This is a genomic window from Paenibacillus kobensis NBRC 15729, assembly GCF_004000825.1.
Lineage (GTDB): Bacteria > Bacillota > Bacilli > Paenibacillales > Paenibacillaceae > Paenibacillus_T > Paenibacillus_T kobensis.
The window spans coordinates 18,909-39,122 of record NZ_BILZ01000046.1; the positions used below are offsets into that span (position 1 = coordinate 18,909).

The following is a 20,214-nucleotide window of genomic DNA, read 5'->3' on the forward strand; positions in this document are numbered from 1 at the left end:
GCAAAATAAAACAGCCTGCAGGTCTGATCCTGCAGGCTGTTCTTAGAAATGGATTTGACTTCATTACTAAAACAAAACAAAAAGAACCGAGCAAGCTCGGTTCTTTTTGCGAATCAGTAGCGGTTATTAAGCCGTTACGATTACTTTGAAGGAGATAGCGATACCGTTGTTGACAACCGTTACGTTGAACGTGTCGCCAGCTTCGATCGTACCTACCGTTTTGTTGGCTGGCAGGTTCGTAGGAACTGGAACAACTACATCATTCGTCAGTTCAACGCCGTATTGGTCCGTCGTTTTCACTGCGTCTTGTGCAACTGCTGCCAGGCTAGCACGAACATCAGCTTGCGAAGCGGAGATAACGTTCGTGTCAACTTTCTTAGCTTTACCGTTCTCAACAACTTCAAGTTTAACCGGTGCAGGAGCAGCCGTGCTTACTTTAACTTGTTTTGTTACAGTTTCAGGACCGTTAGCACCATCAACGATAGCCGTAACTTTAACTTCTTTGTTACCGTTATCGAAGCCAGTGTTACCAGTTGCTTGAAGTTTACCTGCATTGTTAATGCTTACGCCATCACCCGAAACGAAAGCTTGGTAGTAACCAGCTGGTACAACAACTTTCGAGCCGTCAGCCAGTACGCCGTTAACCGTCAGAGCTTTGTCGTAGCCAGCAGCATAGCCGCTTGCTGCGCTGTACAGCGTTGCAACGTCAGCGATTTCGTACGAGGAAACGTCTGCTTTTTCAACTACTTTCGAGTTGAACGTGTATTGGCTGCCTTCTACGTCAGTGCCGTCTTTTTGGAGCGTCAGCGTGATCGTAGCAGCGCCTTTACCTTTTGCATTGAGGCTTGCGCCGTTAGCATCAGATACGTTGTACACGTCGTCTGCTACTTTAACGCCGCCCAGTACCACTTTGCTAGTGTCGGACGATTTAACCGTTACACGGTACGAAGCGTCGAGCGAGAAGTCACGACCGTATTGGTCTTTAACTACAACGTTACCTGCTTTGAGCGTGCCAGTTGCGTCTTTCAAGAAGTCTTTCGTGAAATCTTTCGTGCCGGAGATTACTGCGCCTTTAGCTGCCTCAACCAACGTGAAGCTAATGCTTTGTGCAACGTTCGTCGACGAGATCAGGTTGATCGTTACAAACGTTTTTGCAGCAACATTCTTCGTGTCGAGTACGAGTTTAGCCGTACCTTTAACATAGTCTTGCTCGAATGCCAGTGTACCGGACGAAGTTGCTTTGAGCAAGAATGCATCGGATGCGTTCAGGTCTTTAGCGTTTTTCATAGCGTTGCCGAATTGGTCAACAGCCGTGAAAGGAATTTCGATTTTCTCGCCAGCTACTGCCAGAGCAGGTTGGGAGAGCGTGATGTCTTTCGTTTTTGCTTTGTCTTTAACTACAACGTCGAACGCTGCGTTTTTGCTGGAGAACGGAGTCAGGAACGTGAACTTAGCCGTACCAGCCGTCAGAGCAGGCGTCGTGCCGTTCGTACCTGGAGCCAGTGCAAGAACCGTAGCGGATTTACCGTCGATCGTTTCAGACGTGAAGTTTGCGTACGTTCTTTGCGCAACAGTCAATTCAGCGTACTTAGCAACATAAGAGTTCGTGTTCGTAACGATCAGATCTTCACGCAGTACGTTGAGATCCGAAATAACGTTACCGTACTGGTCTTTAGCTACTACAACCAGTTTGAAGTCGCTAGCTGTCGAGTTAACGTTCAGCGTAGCCGAGCTGTCGGAGTTGTACAGTTTCGATACTTCGATGTCGTAAACGCGAGCTTGATCGGAAACCGTCAGCGTTGCGCTTGCGAACAGTGCTGCACCGGAATGCAGTGCCGTAACCAGGATTTTGTTGTCGATTGCAAAGTCGTTACCAGCCGTCGTGATTACCAGCACGCCGCTGTTGTCTTGTTTTTTAGCAACCGAGATGCCCGTTTGAGCGTTGAAAGTTACACTGCCAATTTGGTTCGACGTTACGTCTTCACCGTATTGGTTGCTGATTTTAACTGCAGCCGTTACTACTTTCTTGTTGCTGCGGTCAAGAGCTGCTTTGTCGGAAACGAATTCGATTTTAGCTACTTTTTCGTCTTCAGCCGTGAATTTAGCAACAACTTCTTGGCTCAGACCGTTAGCTTTAACCGTGTACTCGCCTTTAATGAGTTTGGAAGCGAGCTCAAGCGTGTAAGTCGCTTTGTCATCGGAGTTCGTTACTTTAGCAACGTTAACTGGAACGTTCGTAGGGTTATAAACTGCGAACGTTACTTTCGAAGCGTCAACGCCTTGGTTGAATTTAACTTCAACTTTTTTAGCGCCTGCTGCTTTAGCTTCAGCTGCAACAACGCCAAGCGTTACTTCTACAGTGTACGATTTGCCGTTGTATTCAACCGTAACTTTAGTAGCTACGCCTGCTTTAAGAGCTTCGGAAAGCTCTTTCGTTACAACTTGATCGTCGGAGAACGTTACTTTAACCGTTTTAGCATCAACTGCTACAGCGGATTTAACCGATACTACGCCGCCAACGAATGCATACGTTGCGTCAACGAGTTGACCGCGCGTAGCTGCTGCTTTGTAGTTCGTAGCGGATGGAATGATTTTAGCGTCAAGAGCCGCTTGTACATAACCAGCTGCCCATGCGCTTGCGCCTGCTACCGTTGCGCCTTCTACAGGCTCAAGATCCAGTGCGCGAACCAGCGTCGTTGCCAGTGCTTCGATCGTTACGTTGCCGTTAGGATCGAATTTGTTAGCGCCTACGCCTTGCATCAGAGAAGCTTTCGTTACTGCACCGATTTCGCCGATTGCCCAGTGTTTAGCTGGAACGTCAACGTATTTCGATGCTGCAGCTGCGTTCTCGAGGTTGTTTACGCGTTTCAGTACTACTGCGAATTGAGCGCGCGTCATGTTTTTGTCAAGACCTGCGCTACCATCTGGATAACCAGTGAAGATGCCTTGTTCTTTAAGAGCGTCGAACTTTTGTTGCGTGCTCGGTTGTGCTGCGTCAGCTGCGAATGCTACCGATGCGAACATCGAGAACACCATGCAGACAGCTACGAGCAAAGATAAACTTTTTTTCATAACCTTTTTTTCTCCTCCTCTAAATTGCTTCGGTTGTTGAGAGTGTTGAGTGTATTGCTCGTTTCCCTCATGGCCGATTCACCCCCTTTCTAGAGTTGAGCAGTAATTTGTTATAAATGATGTCTGCAATCATGTTAAACCCATTATGTAAAAACATGTCGCAGAAACTCGTAAACTAGGAAAGAAAATTCTGGTAGAGAAGCTAGGCCACTATAACATTATACAGTAGTCTACTTCTAGCGTAAAGAGGGCGATGAGAATATGTACCACTTCTCATATTAGAAGATACACACTGTTTATTGCCTTGTTCCTTACTGTTAGACGCGCTGGGTGCGGAAAAGTTGCGGATGTTCCGAAACTTTTTTCATTTCTTGGCGCCTCACCGTTTGCGTTGTGTGTCTCTCCTGTGGGACTACCTTAGTATAACTTGCGAGTATTAATACCGTCGATGCAAAAGATTTTCCAAAACGCTGTAAGTTGATAGATGTCGAAAAAGCGAGTTTGCCAGGAGTGCAAGAAGAAAGCGGCTCCCGGATTATCCGGGAACCGCTTCCCTGTGTGCTTCTAACTCAATGCTCTTCTAGTTCAGCTTCGGAAGCTTCTTCAGATCAATAAGCATCTTGCCTACGATGATCGCCGCATCCGAACGGAGCAGGTTGGAATTCGGTTCGAATACATAACCTTTCTTCAGATCAGAAGGATCGACTGGCGAGCCTTTGATATAGCCCTTCTTCGCAATCGCAGCAACAGATGCTTTCGCATAGTAGTTGATGTTGCCGTGATCCTTGAATTGCTTCTCCAGATCCGCCGCGATCTTGACCGGATCGGTAGCAAGCTTCAATTCGAGCGCTCGGGCCAGAATAACGGCTGCCTCTTCCCTCGTCAAGTTGCCGCTCGGATCGAATGTACGAGGCTGCGTTCCGCGGATGATGCCGGCGCGGGCCGCCGTTTCGATATAACGGTAGTCCCAGATAGCGTCAGGGTTGACGATCTGCGGCACATCGTCGAAGGACGGGTTGCCCAGCTCATAGTTAAGCGGAATGTCGAGCGCTTTGACGATCATGCGTGCGAATTCGCCGCGTGTCGTGTACATATCGGCTCCGAAATCGTCATAACCGATCGAGTTCGAGATCCCTTTGGAGAAGATCGATTCCATATAGTTGCGTGCATAAGGGTGACCCGTAATGTCGCTGAACGAGTAAACCATCTTAGCCGCTACGTAATAACCGAATTTGGTGAACGGAACGGTAACCGTGTTTTTCTTCAAATCCACGACGCCGCCGACGTTCTCCCAATACTTATTCTGATTGTCGTAACGGTACACCGTAATCAAAGTGCCTACCGCGTCCTTCATGTTCGGATCGAAGGACAGCGTCAGCTTGCCCGTCTTCGAAGCGATCAGCTCGCGGTCCGAAGCGCGGTTGTTGAAGGAAGGCACGCCGCTGTTCGGGAATTGGTACGGCTCAAGGCCATACTTCACCGGATCGTACAGTCTGCCGTTCGTCGTGTCGTCAGCCAGACCTGCGTCAATCCAGTACACCGGACTTGCCTTCGCGAACCGGGTCGGGAACGAGAACTTGAATTGCTCGCCGCTCGACGTCACGATTCGATCGAAATCGGCTGGCCATCCGTCGAATTCGTGACGGTCTACGACACCGTCCTCGGAGTTCGCAATGGAGTACAGAAGGTTATGGCCGGTGAATACTTGGTTCTTAAATTCTGCCGGAACGTTATAGTCGCTGCGAATGAGCGTCGTCCCTTTCGGGAACGAGAGCGTCAGCGCACCGTCAAACACCTTTTGCGAAGAAGCCATTTGTTTCATATACTGTGCGCCAGGGATATTCGTAGGCGCGTAAGTGACATCAATTGAGCCCGTTGTTGTATCGTTCGCGCTCTTGATCGTAAACTTGATCGTGTTCTTGCCTACCTTCAGATCTGTAACCGTCGCGCGGTAAGCATCGTACCAGTCGACCGTTCCGTCGTAGTCCGCATCGAACTGCGTCTTCTCGGCATTGATTTTGTTAATGACGACCGATTGAGCGCCTTTCGCATTAATAATCACTTCGACGAAGTTCTGATTCACGATGCTCTTCGCCGGAAGAATTGGACGAACGATGTCGTAAGGAAGCGCGGTAGGATCGACCTCCATACGGTAGCTTGCTTTCGGTCCGTATAGACCGCTGTTATATACGTAGAAGTTGTATACGCTGGAGCTTCCGTCCGAATTCAAATCCTGATCCTTCAGAATGAAAGAGAACGACTGCGTCGCGATATCGTAGCGTACAACCAGCAAGCCGGAAATGCCTTTGCCGTTCGGATCATAGATCGCATTGACGTTCGCATCTTCACTGCTGTAGATAACAAACGGCTGAGACAGATCCCATTGATACACTTCTTTCGAAGCGGAAGACGTGATCTTCAGAATATAATCCGGGGCAACGTTCGCCGGCGGCATAAAGTTGTCTACGTCCACCGTTCTGCCCAGATCGATGAAATCAAACGTACCGAATACGTTCATCTTCGACTTGGACGTCGTATAGATAGAGCCGGACATCGGGAAGTTCGGATCGTTCGGAATCGGAATGATTTCTTTATCGTTAACCGTTGGTGTGTAAGTGAACGGGAACACGCCCGCCGAGCCGTCGACCGGAATAACCGGCAAGTTCGTCGGCACCAGATTCATCTTCACCGAACGTTCGTAGAACGTTGATGTGCCTTGGAAGACGAACCGGATCGTATTCTCGCCTGCGAACATGACGTCGAAGATATCTTCCGGATCGACATCGATAGTGCCATCATCATCGATATCACGGTCAAGCTCGAAATTCGTATCGTGAATATCGGTGCTTTTCGGCTTGAGTTGGAACGCCACGTTATTCACATAGAAGAAGATCGACTGAACACCGATCGTCTTGCCGTTAACGTCCTTCTCCGGCTCATACCGGATTTCGTCCGTATCGTTTACGTTCTGGATTGTGCCTGCGAACGACTCGAGTTCGTTCACGATAATTTCGCTGGCTGTCGTCTGCGAAGTCGTATCGTTTTCCAGAATCATGCCGTCGAACAGTTTGTTGTAGCTGACATACGGACCGAACAGCATCGTTACCGTTACCGTCTTGGTAACAACTGCTCCAGATACGTTCTTAACGCTAAATTGGATCGTTTGCTTGCCTTCGAACGGAAGTTTGTTCACTTCGAGGAAAATACGTTTGTACGTTCCTGTTTTGCCGTTCACGGTCAGCAGCTCTTCCGATTCTTGCAGTACCTTAACGTCGTAGCCCGTTGTTGCGGTTTTACCTGCGTTATTCGTAATTTTATCGATAATCAGTCCGCTTGTTGTACCATTAGCATCAGCAAGACCGCCTGATGTGTCCAGATTCGCCGGGTTGCCGATGAGCACCTCTACGCCGATCGGCATGCCGTACAAGCTTTTGCCATCAAGCGAGTCGGAATCAAGGCCAAGGAAGTTGCCAGGCCGATAACCAGGCAAATAATTCACTTGCTCAATAAATGGCGTATCCGTATCGACGAGAGTAAAGTAGAGAGCATTATTCCCTTCTACCGTAGGCGTCGTTCCGTTCGCGATGTTCACTTCGTTATTCGCCTGCATGCGTACGTTATAACGCTGGTTAAAGTTCAACGCATTGCTGACATTAAAAGACAGGTCGTATATGAAAAAAGCGTCTGTTTCCGTGTAAGGCTGTACAATTGCAGATGTCATCGTGGCACCGGAAATTGTAGCTACCGGCGTGCTGCTGCCAACTGCATAAATTTCGCCCTTCAGCGAAGTAAGCGGAATTGTTGGATCCGGATGCGGACGGTTCGTCGGATCTGAACCTACCTTGCCATAGTAGTTCGGCACGATTACTCGGCCCGTCACTTTCATACCCGTCTTGTCGGTAATCAAGCTTGGACTGTATTCCATCGAGACCTTATTGCCCGCAGCATCGCTAAGAGACATATCGTAGAACGTTACGGCACCGTTGTAAAACGCGACTTCGCGAGTCGTTTCGATCGTCTGGGTGCCGTTGCTTACTTTGATCGTCACCAAGTTTTTGCCCTTTTGGACTGTAATCGGCGAAGCGACGAACGAGTAGTTGTTCGTGCTGTTCACGCTGAACGTACGGCTGCTGCCGTTCACTTCGACCGTTACGCTTTGCGCATTCGGCGCTTTACCCGAAATCGAAATCTCGGTCTGAGCTTTACCCTTTGTCGCATTCGCATACACGACAGTGGTCGACGATTCGTTCATCGGGAAGCTGTTGCCGAACAAGGAAGCTTCAAGATCGTACAATGTCGGGCCATCGTGATAGTCGATGTAGATGGAGTTCTCCACAAGACCGCCGCCTTTGGAGCCCTGGAACGTCAGTTTATTTAACCCTGAGAACAACTGGATGTTAAACACCTGCAGCGAGTTGCCGTTTACATAGATGTTACTCGTTAGGCTTTCCCGCTTGGAACCAATTTTCTCTTTGGTCGGGTCAGTCGGGTCCGTATTCACAACCTGCAATACGCTGTAAGAGATGGTGGACGGGTTAACGCCATTAAGCGTACCTGTAATGGTTACCAATCCGTTAGTCGTTACCCTTGCGTTAGCCGGCGTATCGAACTCGCTCGGGAACGCGAAATTGCCGGAAGTCGCAGCGATCGCCCGTTCGCTTCCAGTCAACTGCAGCAGGCCGATTAAGAGCGACAGGACGACAAACCAAATACTACATTTCTTAGCCACAATAAGCCTCCTCCAATAACCTTAAGTCTCGAATAATTCATGTACTTTTGTTATCGGAGACGAGAACGGAAAAGTTTAGGCCGTTCCGCCATTTCATTCATCCCTCGGCAATCCTTAAACAAATCAGTCATATAAAAAAGCCCCGGTTCCCTAAGGATACCGGAGCTTGTATTCATGTATAAGAGCTGGATTATTTTGAACGAGTATCAGCTTGCGCTTTGAGACGGTTTCGGAACAGAAGATCTAATACCGGACGTTTCGACTTGTCGACGATGCCGATAAGCTCAGCACCGATCTGAAGGAAGAACATCAGCACGCATATGACGACGAAGGTTACCCAGTTGGCCGCATGCGAGCTCGTAAGCGTCGATTGTACGATCGCACAGCCTCCGAAGAAAGCGGCGATCGCCCAAATGATCAGTACCGTGCGGCGATGGCCGAAGCCAAGCTCCTGCAAGCAGTGATGCAGATGGCCTTTGTCAGGCGCGAAGATCGGCTTCTTGCTGCGCCAGCGGCGCACGATCGCGAAGAACGTATCAGACAACGGCACTCCGATGATGAGCAAAGGCGTTACGAACGATACGATCGCAACCTGCTTGAACCCAAGCATCGAGAGCGTCGCGAGACAGAAGCCTAGGAACAAGGCGCCCGAATCACCCATAAATATCTTAGCCGGGTGGAAGTTATAATACAGAAACCCGATAATGCCGCCGAGCAGAATCGTGCTGAGCAGAATAACCGGTACGAAGCCCATAATCGCAGCCATTACTAGAATGGTCGCGATTGCGATGCCCGATACGCCTGCCGCCAAGCCGTCGAGCCCGTCGATCAAATTGATCGCATTCGTAACACCTACGATCCACAGAATCGTTAGCGGAATACTGAGCCACGAGGCAACAGGCTGCATCGCATCGCCGAACGGAATGTTCAGCAGATCGATCTTAACCCCGAAGCCGAATACGACGACGCAAGCAGCTGCGATCTGTCCGATCAGCTTCACCTTAGCCGACAACTCGAACCGGTCATCCAAACCGCCGACGAGCACGATAATCGTGCCGCCGACTAGAATGGCCCGAATCATGTTGTAGTCATAGCCGCGAAGCGTCCCTTCTGGAATGAACGGGAGCGCAATGAGAACAGCGCCGACGAACGCGACATATATGGCAAGACCGCCTAGCCGCGGCATAATACGTGTATGCACTTTTCGATAGTTTGGTTTGTCGATTGCACCGACCGCGAACGCGAATCGTTTGACGAGCGGCGTCATGACGAGCGCGAGCACTAATGCAATTGCGAATGAAATGCCATAGAGAATACCCACAGGCGTATCCAACTCCTCTTATTTTCTACCGGAAATGATTATACTCCGACCTGAAAATAATCGCCATCCTCGATTTCTGCCGATTTAGCCGATTTTCAGCAATTTTCACGATTAAGGACTAGTTTTAGTCACCTTTTCTTTCTCGCGAATCACTTTGATGACGAATTTCGGCAAAACAAGCATCCGCTTATAGCGCGCAGGCTCCTGCAGAAGCCGATAAAACCATTCGAGCCGCAGCTTCTGGAACAGTTTCGGGGCACGTTTCAGCTTGCCCGCAATAATGTCGAAGCTGCCGCCGACTCCCATAACAAGCGGAACATTCAGCTCATGCTTATAGCGCGAAATCCACGGTTCCTGCGTTGCAGCGGATCGTGCGACGAACAGGATATCGGGCTTGGCCTCGCGGATAGCCGCAATGACTTCCGCATCCTGCTCCGGTCCGAAATAACCGTTACGGACGCCGACAATCCTTGTGCGCGGGAACTTGATGCGCAGATTGTCTGCCGATTGATCGATCGTCTGCTGATCCGTACCGAGCAGGAAGACGCCCCAACCCTTCGATTGGCCGACGTCCATCAGCCGATGAAGAAGATCGAAGCCCGGTACGCGTTCCGCGACAGGTTCGCCTACATAATTAGCCGCCCACACGACGCCCGTGCCGTCCGGAATAATGAGTTCCGCCGTCCGCATCATCGCGTGGTAACCAGGGTCGTCAACTGCCGTCATGACCATGATAGGATTCGCGGTTATGACATGTGTAACGGAACGGCGTTCGATAGCCCCGGTCAAGTAGCTGACCGTATCATCCATATTTAATTTACTAAACGGCAGTCCGTAAATTGAAACGGTAGGAACGCGATTCGGCAGTTCCCCCGCTGCTGCCTTATTTGGCAATATTGATGTCGTCATGCGAGTGTTCACCTTCTTGTGATTTAACGAAGCAGCGCGGCGATTTGTTGCGCCGGTCGCTGTGATTCGCGCTTCAGCCTATCGATCGCTTCTCCGTGCTTGACTCGCCAGCCATCCGGATCGTCCAGCAGCGCTTCCGCGCAGTCTGCGAACGTCTTCGGATCCAACTGATCGGTCGTACCGACCGCAGCAAGCCCAAGACGTTTCAGAAATTGATCGATCTTCGGATCATAGGACAACCCAATCATCGGCACCCGTTGGTTCGCCGAGTAGATCAGCGCATGCAAGCGCATGCCGAAGAGCATGTTGCAGCGGCTAACTTCGAGCAGCATCTGCTGCGGATCATCGCCCGGCGAGACAAGCTCGACGCGGCTTTCGCCCGTTCCGAGCGCTGCGAGCCGCTCCATCACGATGGACGAAGTCTCTGCATCGTCCGGCGTATGAAACGGCAGGAAACGCAGGCGCACCGCACGACGTTTCGCCAATTCGGCGAGCGCTGCCGCTGCGCGCGTAAGGTCAGCGCCGTCCTTGCGCCAATGCCTAAGCGACACGCCGACGATTGGCAATCCAGGTTCGCCTTCCGCGGCAGCACTGGCTTTATCCGGGAGGGGCAGGCCCATAACCGGATCCGGCACGACCTCAATACGGTCGCGAGGCACGCCTATCGATGCGAGCAGCGCTGATGATTCGTCATCACGTACAGATACGTATCGGCTCCGCTTCATAACGCTGCGTATTGGCGAGAATAACCAACGCCGGGTAACCGGTCCGACGCCCTGCGAATAAATAAACGTAGGCTTGCCTAGAAACTGCGCCAGCTTAAGAACACCCGTGTAATAGGGAATAGTCTTCCACCCTGTCGCATCCTGCAGCAGGCTTCCGCCGCCGCTAATGAGACCGTCACAGCGGCGAATTTCGCGAAGCAGTACAGACGGGCTCATCCGAGGCACCGCCTCGCAGCCATACATCTTCGTCGTCCATGCCGGATCACCGGACAAGACGACTGGCTCAATCGTAACGCCCTGCGCTTCGCCAACCTCGCGAAGCGCAATCAGAATCGATTTCAACACCGCCTCGTCGCCGCTGTTATGGAAACCGTAGTAGCCGGAGACGATTATTCGGCGGACGGACTGATTTTGGCGCGAACCCATCGATGCCATACTATCTCTCCGATCTGCCATACAGCAATGAATACACAACCGATAATCGCTCCGATGCCAAGTCCAAGCAGGTCGCGGATCATCGAAATATGCAGCGGCGTATGAATGTGGGCGAACGTATCGACCATCGACAGCTGCCCCATTGAGCCTATGATCATAAATACCCATGCCGCCCGGTAACGAAGCGACAGGAACAAGCCGAGGAGCAGCAGCGGATGCGCGATTGCGAACTCCTTGAAGCGCGGCCTTACGCCGAATGTCGTCTCAAGCGTATTGCGGAGCATCATCTCAACCGAGGATGCCTGTCCTTCATTACCCGTGCGGGACAAGTAATACAACCCGACTACACCCAATACGCCAGCGGCAACGACCATCAGGATATTAATACGGATCGACAGCAGTCTGCGCAGGCTCGCCCATACGGAAGATCCCATGTACAGGAACAGATATACCGCGACGAGAAAAATCGGCACAAGATGCAGCAGGCTAACGCCGCGGAACTGCTGTAAAACGAGCGTATAAGTGATGTTGTTCAGAAGTCCGAACACATACGGAACGCCCAGCACCGAAATGAGCGATGTAACGATAAACAACACGATCGCGTTGCTGAACCGGCTCTTTGCCGACAAGCCCTCGAACACCCACTTCACACGGCCGACGTTGAAAATATCACCGACCATGGCACTCCAGCCCGGTGCAGCGTTCTCCGCGCTTGCGGCAGCATGCGTCCGGCTGTTGTTGGCAGTCCACTCTGCGCCCCCAACTAGGCGCCGGCTTCCTTCCGTCCGCCTGCGGATGACGTGCAGCACCCAAATCAACGCGAGCGTAGGTGCACTGATCGACGCGCCAAGCGCCAAGCCTTGCTCCAGCATAGGCTTCGACACAACATACAAGCCAGCGCTGCCAATCAGGCCAATTGCGAATGCCGGAATCGTCAACCAGCCCGCGAACGCGCCGATCAATAGCGCGATCAGACTGACGGCGCCGAGACATACGATAGCTTTGGCCGCCTTCGCCCAGCCTGGTCTTTCAACATCGAAAGGCTGAGCAGGACCTGGAGGGAATCCGAAATCCTTCAGCTTCTCAATCGTGCCGTCAGGTCCTTTCAATGCGCCTGCCAGCGTATCCAGCGGATGGACGACGCCGCCCTTGTCCAGGCTGCGGCTTGCTCCGACATTCAAGTAGAACATCCGGATGCTGCGGTCCTTGGCTGCAAGCAGGAACCGGTCCTTAAGGGTTTCCGGCGATATTGTCGCTGCAAGGCTGTCTGCGATCGAATGCAGACGAACGACGTTGTAATCGGTCAAATAAGCAAGGGTATTAAATCCGAGCTGCGGCGCTTTCAAGCCCTCAATGGCCGCAATACCGATGCCTCCTTCCTTCAACAGAGCTGCGAACGAACTTAAGCTGCGAAGCTCAGAATTGTCGTTATAGCCTTTGACAGCATCGCCGTCGAACAGAATGCGGTCAACCCCGTACCCTTTGAGCTGCTCCAGCAGCCCGCGCGTCTCTGCTTCGTTATACGGACGAATCCGGTCCGACAAACGCGGCAGAATGCGGAAGCCTGCATTATGAATTTGTTCCAGTGCAATCGGATCAGGATTCATCGAGATAAGCGTAGCCGTCTCGATCGGCGCGCTTATCTTGAGACCCGCGCGGCCGTTCAACGACCAAGGCTCGACCGCAATGCCAGCACGCTCGAACGAACTCGTAATGAGCGGGCTCAGCATACGCTCCTCCTCGGAGCCGGCGAACAGCACGAACGTTTCGTTGCGGCCCGGCACAGGCGTGCTTCCTTCCAGCAGCGACAACTGCGAATTGCTGAACACGTTCAGCCGCTTCGCCATGACGAGCTCGTCCAACGTCGCTTCGAATACCGCCATTGTCGTCACGCCAGCTTCTTTCATGCTTACGAGCTGTTCCTCGACGAACGCGTGCGGATCATATTGGTACGAAGCTACCAACTCGATATCTTTGAAATCCATCACATATTCAACTTGTTTCGATGTTCCTTCCATCTGCCACCGCAACGCTCCTAGCGGTATCGCAGCGATCACGCCAACGAGCGCGAGCGCCCACAATACAACCTTGAACTTACGGTTCCATAGCTGCCATTGAAGCACGTATGTCCTCTCCTTACGCTTGTTGATCGACACGATTCATTACGACGGCCGTCAGCTGTTCCAGCGCCGACGAAGCATCTTGCTGCGATTGTCCCCGAACGGCGAAATACACTTTGATCTTCGGCTCCGTGCCGGATGGCCGGAGGCAGAACCACGAGCCGTCTGCAAGCATATATTTCAACACGTTCTCAGGCGGGAGACCGTTCAGGCCCACGCTGTAATCGAGTACGCTATTCACTTTGATGCCTGCAATCTCAACCGGCGGATTGATGCGCCAGTCTTCCATGATGGCACCGATCTTCTGTACACCGTCCAGCCCTTTAAGCGTCCGGGACTGAAGGCCTTCCAAATAGGTGCCGTATTGCGCATAAAGCTCGAGCAATACGTCGTATAATGTTTTTCCTTGATTTTTATAGTATGCCGCAGCTTCGCAAATCAATAAGGAAGCGACTACAGCATCTTTATCGCGGGCATAAGTGCCGGTCAGATAGCCATAGCTTTCTTCATAACCGAACAGGAACGTATTCTCCCCGGTCGCTTCGTACTGCGTCATTTTCTCGCCGATGTACTTGAAGCCCGTCAGCGTATTCACGACGTCTACGCCGAACGACTTCGCGATATCCGCTCCCATCTCGCTCGTCACAATCGTCTTGACAACGATCCCGTTCGCTGGAAGCTTGCCCTTCTCTTTCAGCTGGCTGAGCGTATAGTACACCATGATTGCGCCGGATTGGTTGCCCGAAAGAACGACATACTCGCCTTGGTTATTCTTCACGACTGCGCCCATCCGGTCAGCATCGGGGTCCGTACCGATTATAATGTCGGCATCCACCTGCTTCGCAAGCTCGATCGCCTTCGTGAACGCTTCGCGCTCCTCCGGATTCGGCGATTTGACCGTACTGAAGTAGCCGTCAGGCTGCTCCTGTTCCGCCACGATATGTACGTTGCTGAATCCCGCCTTCGCAAGCACGCCCCGAACCGGCAAATTACCGGAGCCATGAAGCGGCGTGAATACGACGGATACGCGCTCGCCTAGTCCGCTCTTCAGCAGTTCGGCATTCAGACTGCACGACGCTACCGTATCGATGAACTGCTCGTCTTCAGCTTGGCCCAGCCATTGCAGCAGTCCGCCTTCTTCCGCCTTCTCGCGGCTGATGGTGCGCACTTGACCGAACGAAGTGACCTGTTGAATCTTCGCAATCGCTTGTTCCGCTTCATGCGGCACAAGCTGGCAGCCGTCTTTATTATATGCTTTGTAGCCGTTATATTCTGGAGGATTATGACTGGCTGTAATGACAATGCCCGCAGTCGCCTTCAGCGCGCGTACAGAGAACGACAGCTGAGGCGTCGGACGAAGCGACGGAAACAAATAGGCTTTAATGCCGTTAGCCGCCAGCACCAACGCCGCATCCAGCGCAAATTCCGGCGAATTATTACGGGAATCGTGAGCGATAACGACCGATGGGCTGTCTGCCCCTTGCGAGAGCACCCAATCCGCCAAGCCTTGCGTCGCTTTGCCGACCGTATAGGCATTAAGACGGTTCGTTCCGGCTCCCATTACGCCGCGCAAACCGCCCGTACCGAACTCCAGATCCCGATAGAACCGGTCAACGATTTCATTCTCATTGCCAGCGATGCCGCGGAGTTCCTCCTTGGTCGTTTCGTCGATCGACGGATCGTTCTTCCACTCCTCGTACTTCGCTAGCGCCGCTTCATTCACTGTCATCGTCATCCTTAAACCATTCCTCTCTCCCATGTTCTCGCTTATCGCGTTCTCATCTCTATCCGCCAAACTTATGTCTAGTCTAAGATATTGTCTATGGATGCTTATGCTGATCCCTATGCAATAACCCGCTTAGGACGGATCGGACAGCGCGAACATGATGCCGCCTTCGGCTACGACCTTATCGTTCACCTTCGCAACGGCATGGCCTTTGCCCACTTTGCCTTTCAGGCGCGTAATTTCGACCTCTAGCCGCAGCGTATCGCCCGGCGTCACCTGTCCACGGAAGCGGAACTCGTCAATGCCAGCAAAAAACGCCAGCCTTCCGCGGTTCCCCTCGATTTTCAAAATCGCGACAGCGCCGACCTGTGCCAATGCTTCTACGATCAATACCCCCGGCATAACCGGATGCCCTGGAAAGTGTCCTGCAAAAAAAGGCTCGTTCATCGTTACATTTTTGATCCCGACGGCACGAACGCCTTCTTCCACCTCGAGAATACGGTCCACAAGCAGAAACGGCTGCCGGTGCGGGATAATTTGTTGAATTTCGTTAATGTCCATCATTACAATTCCTCCTACAAAAAATAATGCCGGCCGGAAGCATAACCTCCCCCGATCGGTGACAACCTAATACTATCCTTCGCGGAAACTGCAGTTCGCGCAGGTTAAGATAAGGGAGCTCGAATGCCGCAAGCTTTAAGCGAAGAGGTGTCGAGCTTCTTTGTATTGCGGTTATAATTCGCGCGCGCTGCCCGATTGTCCTGACATTCCGCCGCTGCCGCCGTCATGAGGTTTGTCTTCATCGCGGTTAATCGCAAAAATCTTAATCATGTACATAATTGACGTTACGAATGAAAAGACGACTACACCCCACAAATAGCTTTTGGCGAAGGGCGCTTCGAAGAAGATGAACAGGATCGCAATGTAATACAGCACCGTCGTCAGCTTGCCCATCCAATTCGCCGGAACGGTTTTTCTCCCGCTGAAATGAAACACAGCCGACCCCGCAATCATCCCGAGATCGCGAGTGAACATTAGAATCGCCGCCGCCAGCGGAATATGATCGGTTAGAAGCAAAGACAAAATGACCGTAATAAGCATCAGCTTATCCGCGAGCGGATCAAGCATTGCTCCCACTGCCGTAATTTGCCCTCGCTTGCGCGCGATATATCCATCCAAAACGTCCGTCAGTCCGGCAAGCACAACAACGCCGAACGCCGGAATCATTCGTTCTCCGCCCTCGAAAACAACGATATAGATCGGTATGAGTAGAAATCGCAATGAAGTGAGCAGATTCGGAAGATTCAAACGTTCACGTCCTTTGCCGGCACGAATTGGATACTGCTTCAAAGTTACCCAACCATTATACCTCTACCTATTAAAAAATAAAACTGTTCCGCCAACACTCCGCCTCACTCGAAAAGTTGTCCTCTTAGCGGTGCAATCGCCGTCATGATGATCAAAAGTTGCTTCCGGTATTCATTATCGCTCCCTTGAAGCCGTTATTATTAAAGAGAAACTAACAGAGTAAATTACGAAAGCGAGGTACTTTCTACTCCATGCAGCGACATCCTTTGTTCCCTAAGAAGACAACGGCGCGTTCCTTCATTGCTTTGGCGCTAGCCGTCATGCTGTCGATCACTTGGCTCTCGGACCGTTCTTTTGCCGCCGACACGGTGACTAATCTTGAATTCGACACGTCTTCATCCGAAATTTCGATCTATGCCGCCGACGACATTTACAACTTAAATTTATACGCTACCCTTTCCGGTGTTTCTTCACGGGTGGACGTAACGGACACCGCGTCCTGGAAGTCCTCCAACACGGCAATCGCCAAAGTAACTCAAGGCTCCATTACAGGCGTTGCCAAAGGAACGGCGAAGATTAGCGCTACCTATGGCGGCTATACAAAATCAATTACTGTCAACGTCGAAGAGCTGTATGATGACGTGACGATTCAATCTGGCGGCAGCTTGGCGCCAAGCGAAGCATCTTATTCGTTAGGCCAGAGTATCAGCTATACGCTCAGCGGTTCGAAGAACGGCGCAGCAAGCGACCTGACGAGCAGCGCTAGCTGGAGCAGCTCCGATACAACCGTCGCGTCCGTAGAAGCAGGCAAGCTTAAGCTCAATGGCGCGGGCACGGCAACCATTACGGCCAGCTACAAAGGCAAGTCCGATTCGATCAAAATTACTATTGCTTCTCCTTATCAATCGATCGTCATCTCCGGCTCCGACCCGCTCGAGATGGAAGTCGGCGAAGCGGATGTCTCCTTAACCGCGCAAGCGCAGCTTCAAAGCGGCGGAACGGAATCCGTTACGGATAAAGCAGACTGGACGAGCTCTAACGCTGCAGTCGCAACCGTAGAAGACGGGGTCGTCAAGGCGATTGGCGCAGGAACAACAACGATTGCAGCATCGTATATGGGCGTTACCGATACCGTTACGGTAGCTGTACGCCAAGGCGCGCAAGATTTGAAGCTGACGCCAGGAACGGATCTGAACTTCCAACTGCATGACCAGCCGGTCTCTCTGACCGCTCAAGCGCTCGATTACAATAATACGGTGATCGATGTAACAACGACTGCCGAGTGGTCTTCTTCGAACATTTTGGCAGCAACGGTTTCCAGCAACGGCGTTGTCACTCCGAAAGGACAAGGCATTACGACGGTCAAAGCAACGTACAAAGGCATTAGCCGTTCGATTAAAGTAACGGTCATGCCGTCTGTCTCAACGATGACGATTAGCGATACAGCCAAAACGATCGATACGTACCCTGGACAGACCGGATCGCTCCCTCAAGTACAAGCGACTTCGTTCGGCGGCGATTCGATCAGCATCTCATCGCTGATTACTTGGCAGTCCAACAACGCGGACGTTATTTCGATAGCGGACGGTAAGTGGAAAGCAGTGTCGGCAGGTTCTGCCGTACTGAGCGCCTCCGTTAACGGACTGACGGTCAGCGTCAATGTTACGGTTAATGAAAAGCCGCTTCTGCTCACGGCAGCAGTAGACAATCTGAGCATGATTATCGGCAAGGAATACGCATTCCCGCTCGTAACGGTTGTGAACGAGAACGGTACGGAAATGGACGTAACTGAGAAAGTGACGTGGAAATCGACTTCCTCTAACATTCTCGTTCAATCGTCCGGCATCAAAGGACTTGCAGCAGCGAATGCTACGCTGACCGGTACTTACTTGAACAAAACAGTTAAAGTAGCCCTCGCAGTGGAAGAAGAAGCGGTGAAGTTGGTCGTCGATCCGGCAAGCCTGACTCTCAATCCGAAACAATCCAAGTCGCTGAAGGTTACTGCTACTTATAAGAGCGGCAAAACAGCCGTCGTAAGCACGAAGGTGAACTGGAGCATCAGCGACGAGACGATTGCTGCATTCTCGGGCAAGAACACGATCAAAACCGTGAAGCAAGGAATAGCAGTCATTACGGGCACCTACCAGAACAAATCGGTCACGATTACGCTCAAGGTCGTTCCGAAGCTCAAAACGCTTGTTGTGTCTGAATCGTCGCTTAAGATGACAATTGGCGGTGCGCAGTCCGTCGTACTGAAAGCATTCTACGACGACGGCACGATGGTTGAGCAAACTTCCGCAGCTGTATGGTCATCGTCGAATGCTAACGTTGCAGCGATTGTGGATGGCGTCATCGTAGCGAAAGCGAAAGGCACCACCTCGATCAAAGCGAAATTCGGCGGCAAGACCGCAACCGTTCGCGTAACCGTCAAGTAACTCAAAACGGCGTCTCCCGGGAAGCAACACCCTGGAGACGCCGTTTTGAGTTACTGCACTGTTTAGATGCCGTCGAATCGGTACCTATTGAAATACCTCTGCCGCCGGCCGGTCTGTATGAGGCCCCTTGAGCCAGACAAACAAAAGACAAGCCCGGTCGATTGACCAGGCTTGTCTTCGTTCCATGCTTCGGTTACGCCTTGGAGAACATAAGATCATACAGATGCTTCCAAGTTTCCATCTGGAACGCTTCGCCGCCGGATTGCTTGCCGAACACGCTGTAGCCAACGTACAGTCCAGCGACGATAGAGCAGAGCAGCAGAATCGGCACGACGGTCATTCGCAATAACCTGAGCCACAAACTGCGCTTCTTTCTGCGTCTCGGCTTCTTGCCTGACGATGGAGACGTACCGCCTCGCTCGGACCGCTTAGGCCCCGCCTGTCCGCGTCCTGCTGCCGGCACATCCCGCCGAATATCGTCCGCTGCCGGCGACTCGGCCGTACTTGCGGCTCCGCTTCTGCTGCCCTGAACCGTCGATTGCTGCCAGTTCGTATTCATCTCGATACATTCAACTCCGTTTATGCGCGCAAACTATTGGCCAGTCCCATCATCGTATCGCTGGAGGTCAGCGCACGGGCGCTCAACTGATAAGCACGCTGCACGTTAATGAGTTCCGTCATCTCGCTCGTCAAATCAACGTTCGATTGTTCGAGGAAACCTTGGCGGACAGAGATGTCGCTGCCTTCGCCAGCCGTTACGGTTCTCAACACATCTTCTACATTAACACCATCCGCCACTGCATACAAGTTATCTGCGACAGCCGTTAACATCATCGGGCGCGTAACTTGCATCAGTTTCAGCTTACCGACCGTCGTAACCGTATCGTCCTGCGCGATGGCCTGGACGGTTCCGTCCGCAGTTACGCGCATCTCATGATTGGGCGGAATCACGATCAGCTGATCGTTCTCGCTCATGACCGGATAGCCGTCGCTCGTCGCCAGCAGCGCTCTGCCGTCGGCTTGCAGCGACAGCTGGAACGCACCATTGCGCGTATATGCCATTCCTTCAAGCGTTTGGACCTGATACAAAGCATTGCCTTCAATAGCGATATCAAGCCCATTGTCCGTCGGCTTCAGCGGACCTTGCGTCAGATCGGGCTGAATATCCACCAGCCTTGATCCCCAGCCTTGCGTATAGTTCATCGGCGACAAACGTCCCGGCTCCTTGAAATCGGCCGTTTGCACCTTCATATTCGTCAACAGGTCTTGGAAAGTCGCATCCTTGCGCTTATAACCGACCGTGTTCACGTTCGCAATATTGTCCGCCATAATGTCGAGCTTCTGCTGAAGCCCGTTCATCGAGACCATGGCATTAATCATTGAACCGTTCATCGAGCAACCCTCCGTCAAAGGTACACTTGTGTCTTATCGTCC

General features: G+C 51.9%; 12 protein-coding genes. 1 reads left to right on the forward strand and 11 read right to left on the reverse strand.

Annotation, left to right across the window (positions count from 1 at the left end):
* Positions 1-126 precede the first annotated feature (126 nt).
* The 9 genes from PKO01S_RS21425 to PKO01S_RS21465 form a co-directional block, all read right to left on the reverse strand.
* Positions 127-3,072, reverse strand: a complete 2,946-nt coding sequence (locus PKO01S_RS21425; RefSeq protein ID WP_127533480.1) for an S-layer homology domain-containing protein — start codon at positions 3,070-3,072, stop codon at positions 127-129.
* 580 nt (positions 3,073-3,652) lie between these two features.
* Positions 3,653-7,801 carry an S-layer homology domain-containing protein gene (locus PKO01S_RS21430; RefSeq protein ID WP_127533481.1) on the reverse strand — a complete coding sequence of 1,383 codons (4,149 nt, stop codon included), beginning with the start codon at positions 7,799-7,801 and terminating at the stop codon, positions 3,653-3,655.
* Positions 7,802-7,991: 190 nt separating this feature from the next.
* On the reverse strand, positions 7,992-9,122 hold the full coding sequence (locus PKO01S_RS21435) for a glycosyltransferase family 4 protein (RefSeq protein ID WP_127533482.1): 1,131 nt from the start codon (positions 9,120-9,122) through the stop codon (positions 7,992-7,994).
* 111 nt (positions 9,123-9,233) lie between these two features.
* The gene (locus PKO01S_RS21440; RefSeq protein ID WP_127533483.1) at positions 9,234-10,031 is read right to left on the reverse strand and encodes a WecB/TagA/CpsF family glycosyltransferase; all 798 of its coding nucleotides are present in this window, start codon (positions 10,029-10,031) and stop codon (positions 9,234-9,236) included.
* Positions 10,032-10,054: 23 nt separating this feature from the next.
* Positions 10,055-11,182 carry a polysaccharide pyruvyl transferase CsaB gene (gene csaB, locus PKO01S_RS21445; protein WP_127533500.1) on the reverse strand — a complete coding sequence of 376 codons (1,128 nt, stop codon included), beginning with the start codon at positions 11,180-11,182 and terminating at the stop codon, positions 10,055-10,057.
* The gene (locus PKO01S_RS21450; RefSeq protein WP_127533484.1) at positions 11,146-13,314 is read right to left on the reverse strand and encodes a DUF5693 family protein; all 2,169 of its coding nucleotides are present in this window, start codon (positions 13,312-13,314) and stop codon (positions 11,146-11,148) included. The genes csaB and PKO01S_RS21450 overlap by 37 nt, the downstream gene beginning before the upstream one ends.
* 13 nt (positions 13,315-13,327) lie before the next feature.
* Positions 13,328-15,040: a phospho-sugar mutase gene (locus PKO01S_RS21455; protein WP_127533501.1), complete on the reverse strand. Its 1,713-nt coding sequence runs from the start codon at positions 15,038-15,040 to the stop codon at positions 13,328-13,330.
* Positions 15,041-15,169: 129 nt separating this feature from the next.
* Positions 15,170-15,601: a 3-hydroxyacyl-ACP dehydratase FabZ gene (fabZ, locus tag PKO01S_RS21460; RefSeq protein ID WP_127533485.1), complete on the reverse strand. Its 432-nt coding sequence runs from the start codon at positions 15,599-15,601 to the stop codon at positions 15,170-15,172.
* A gap of 168 nt (positions 15,602-15,769) precedes the next feature.
* Positions 15,770-16,345, reverse strand: a complete 576-nt coding sequence (locus PKO01S_RS21465; protein ID WP_127533486.1) for a CDP-alcohol phosphatidyltransferase family protein — start codon at positions 16,343-16,345, stop codon at positions 15,770-15,772.
* A 251-nt stretch (positions 16,346-16,596) separates the two neighbouring features.
* Between PKO01S_RS21465 and PKO01S_RS21470 the strand changes: the two genes are divergently transcribed.
* Complete coding sequence (locus tag PKO01S_RS21470) at positions 16,597-18,780, forward strand: Ig-like domain-containing protein (protein ID WP_127533487.1); 2,184 nt, start codon at positions 16,597-16,599, stop codon at positions 18,778-18,780.
* Positions 18,781-18,973: 193 nt separating this feature from the next.
* Here PKO01S_RS21470 and PKO01S_RS21475 read toward each other — a convergent pair whose 3' ends face one another.
* Together PKO01S_RS21475 and PKO01S_RS21480 are read right to left on the reverse strand one after the other, a co-directional pair.
* A complete protein-coding gene (locus tag PKO01S_RS21475; protein ID WP_127533488.1) occupies positions 18,974-19,339 on the reverse strand; it encodes a DNA-directed RNA polymerase subunit beta in 366 nt (121 codons plus the stop codon).
* A 20-nt stretch (positions 19,340-19,359) separates the two neighbouring features.
* Positions 19,360-20,172 carry a flagellar hook-basal body protein gene (locus PKO01S_RS21480; protein ID WP_127533489.1) on the reverse strand — a complete coding sequence of 271 codons (813 nt, stop codon included), beginning with the start codon at positions 20,170-20,172 and terminating at the stop codon, positions 19,360-19,362.
* Positions 20,173-20,214 lie beyond the last annotated feature (42 nt).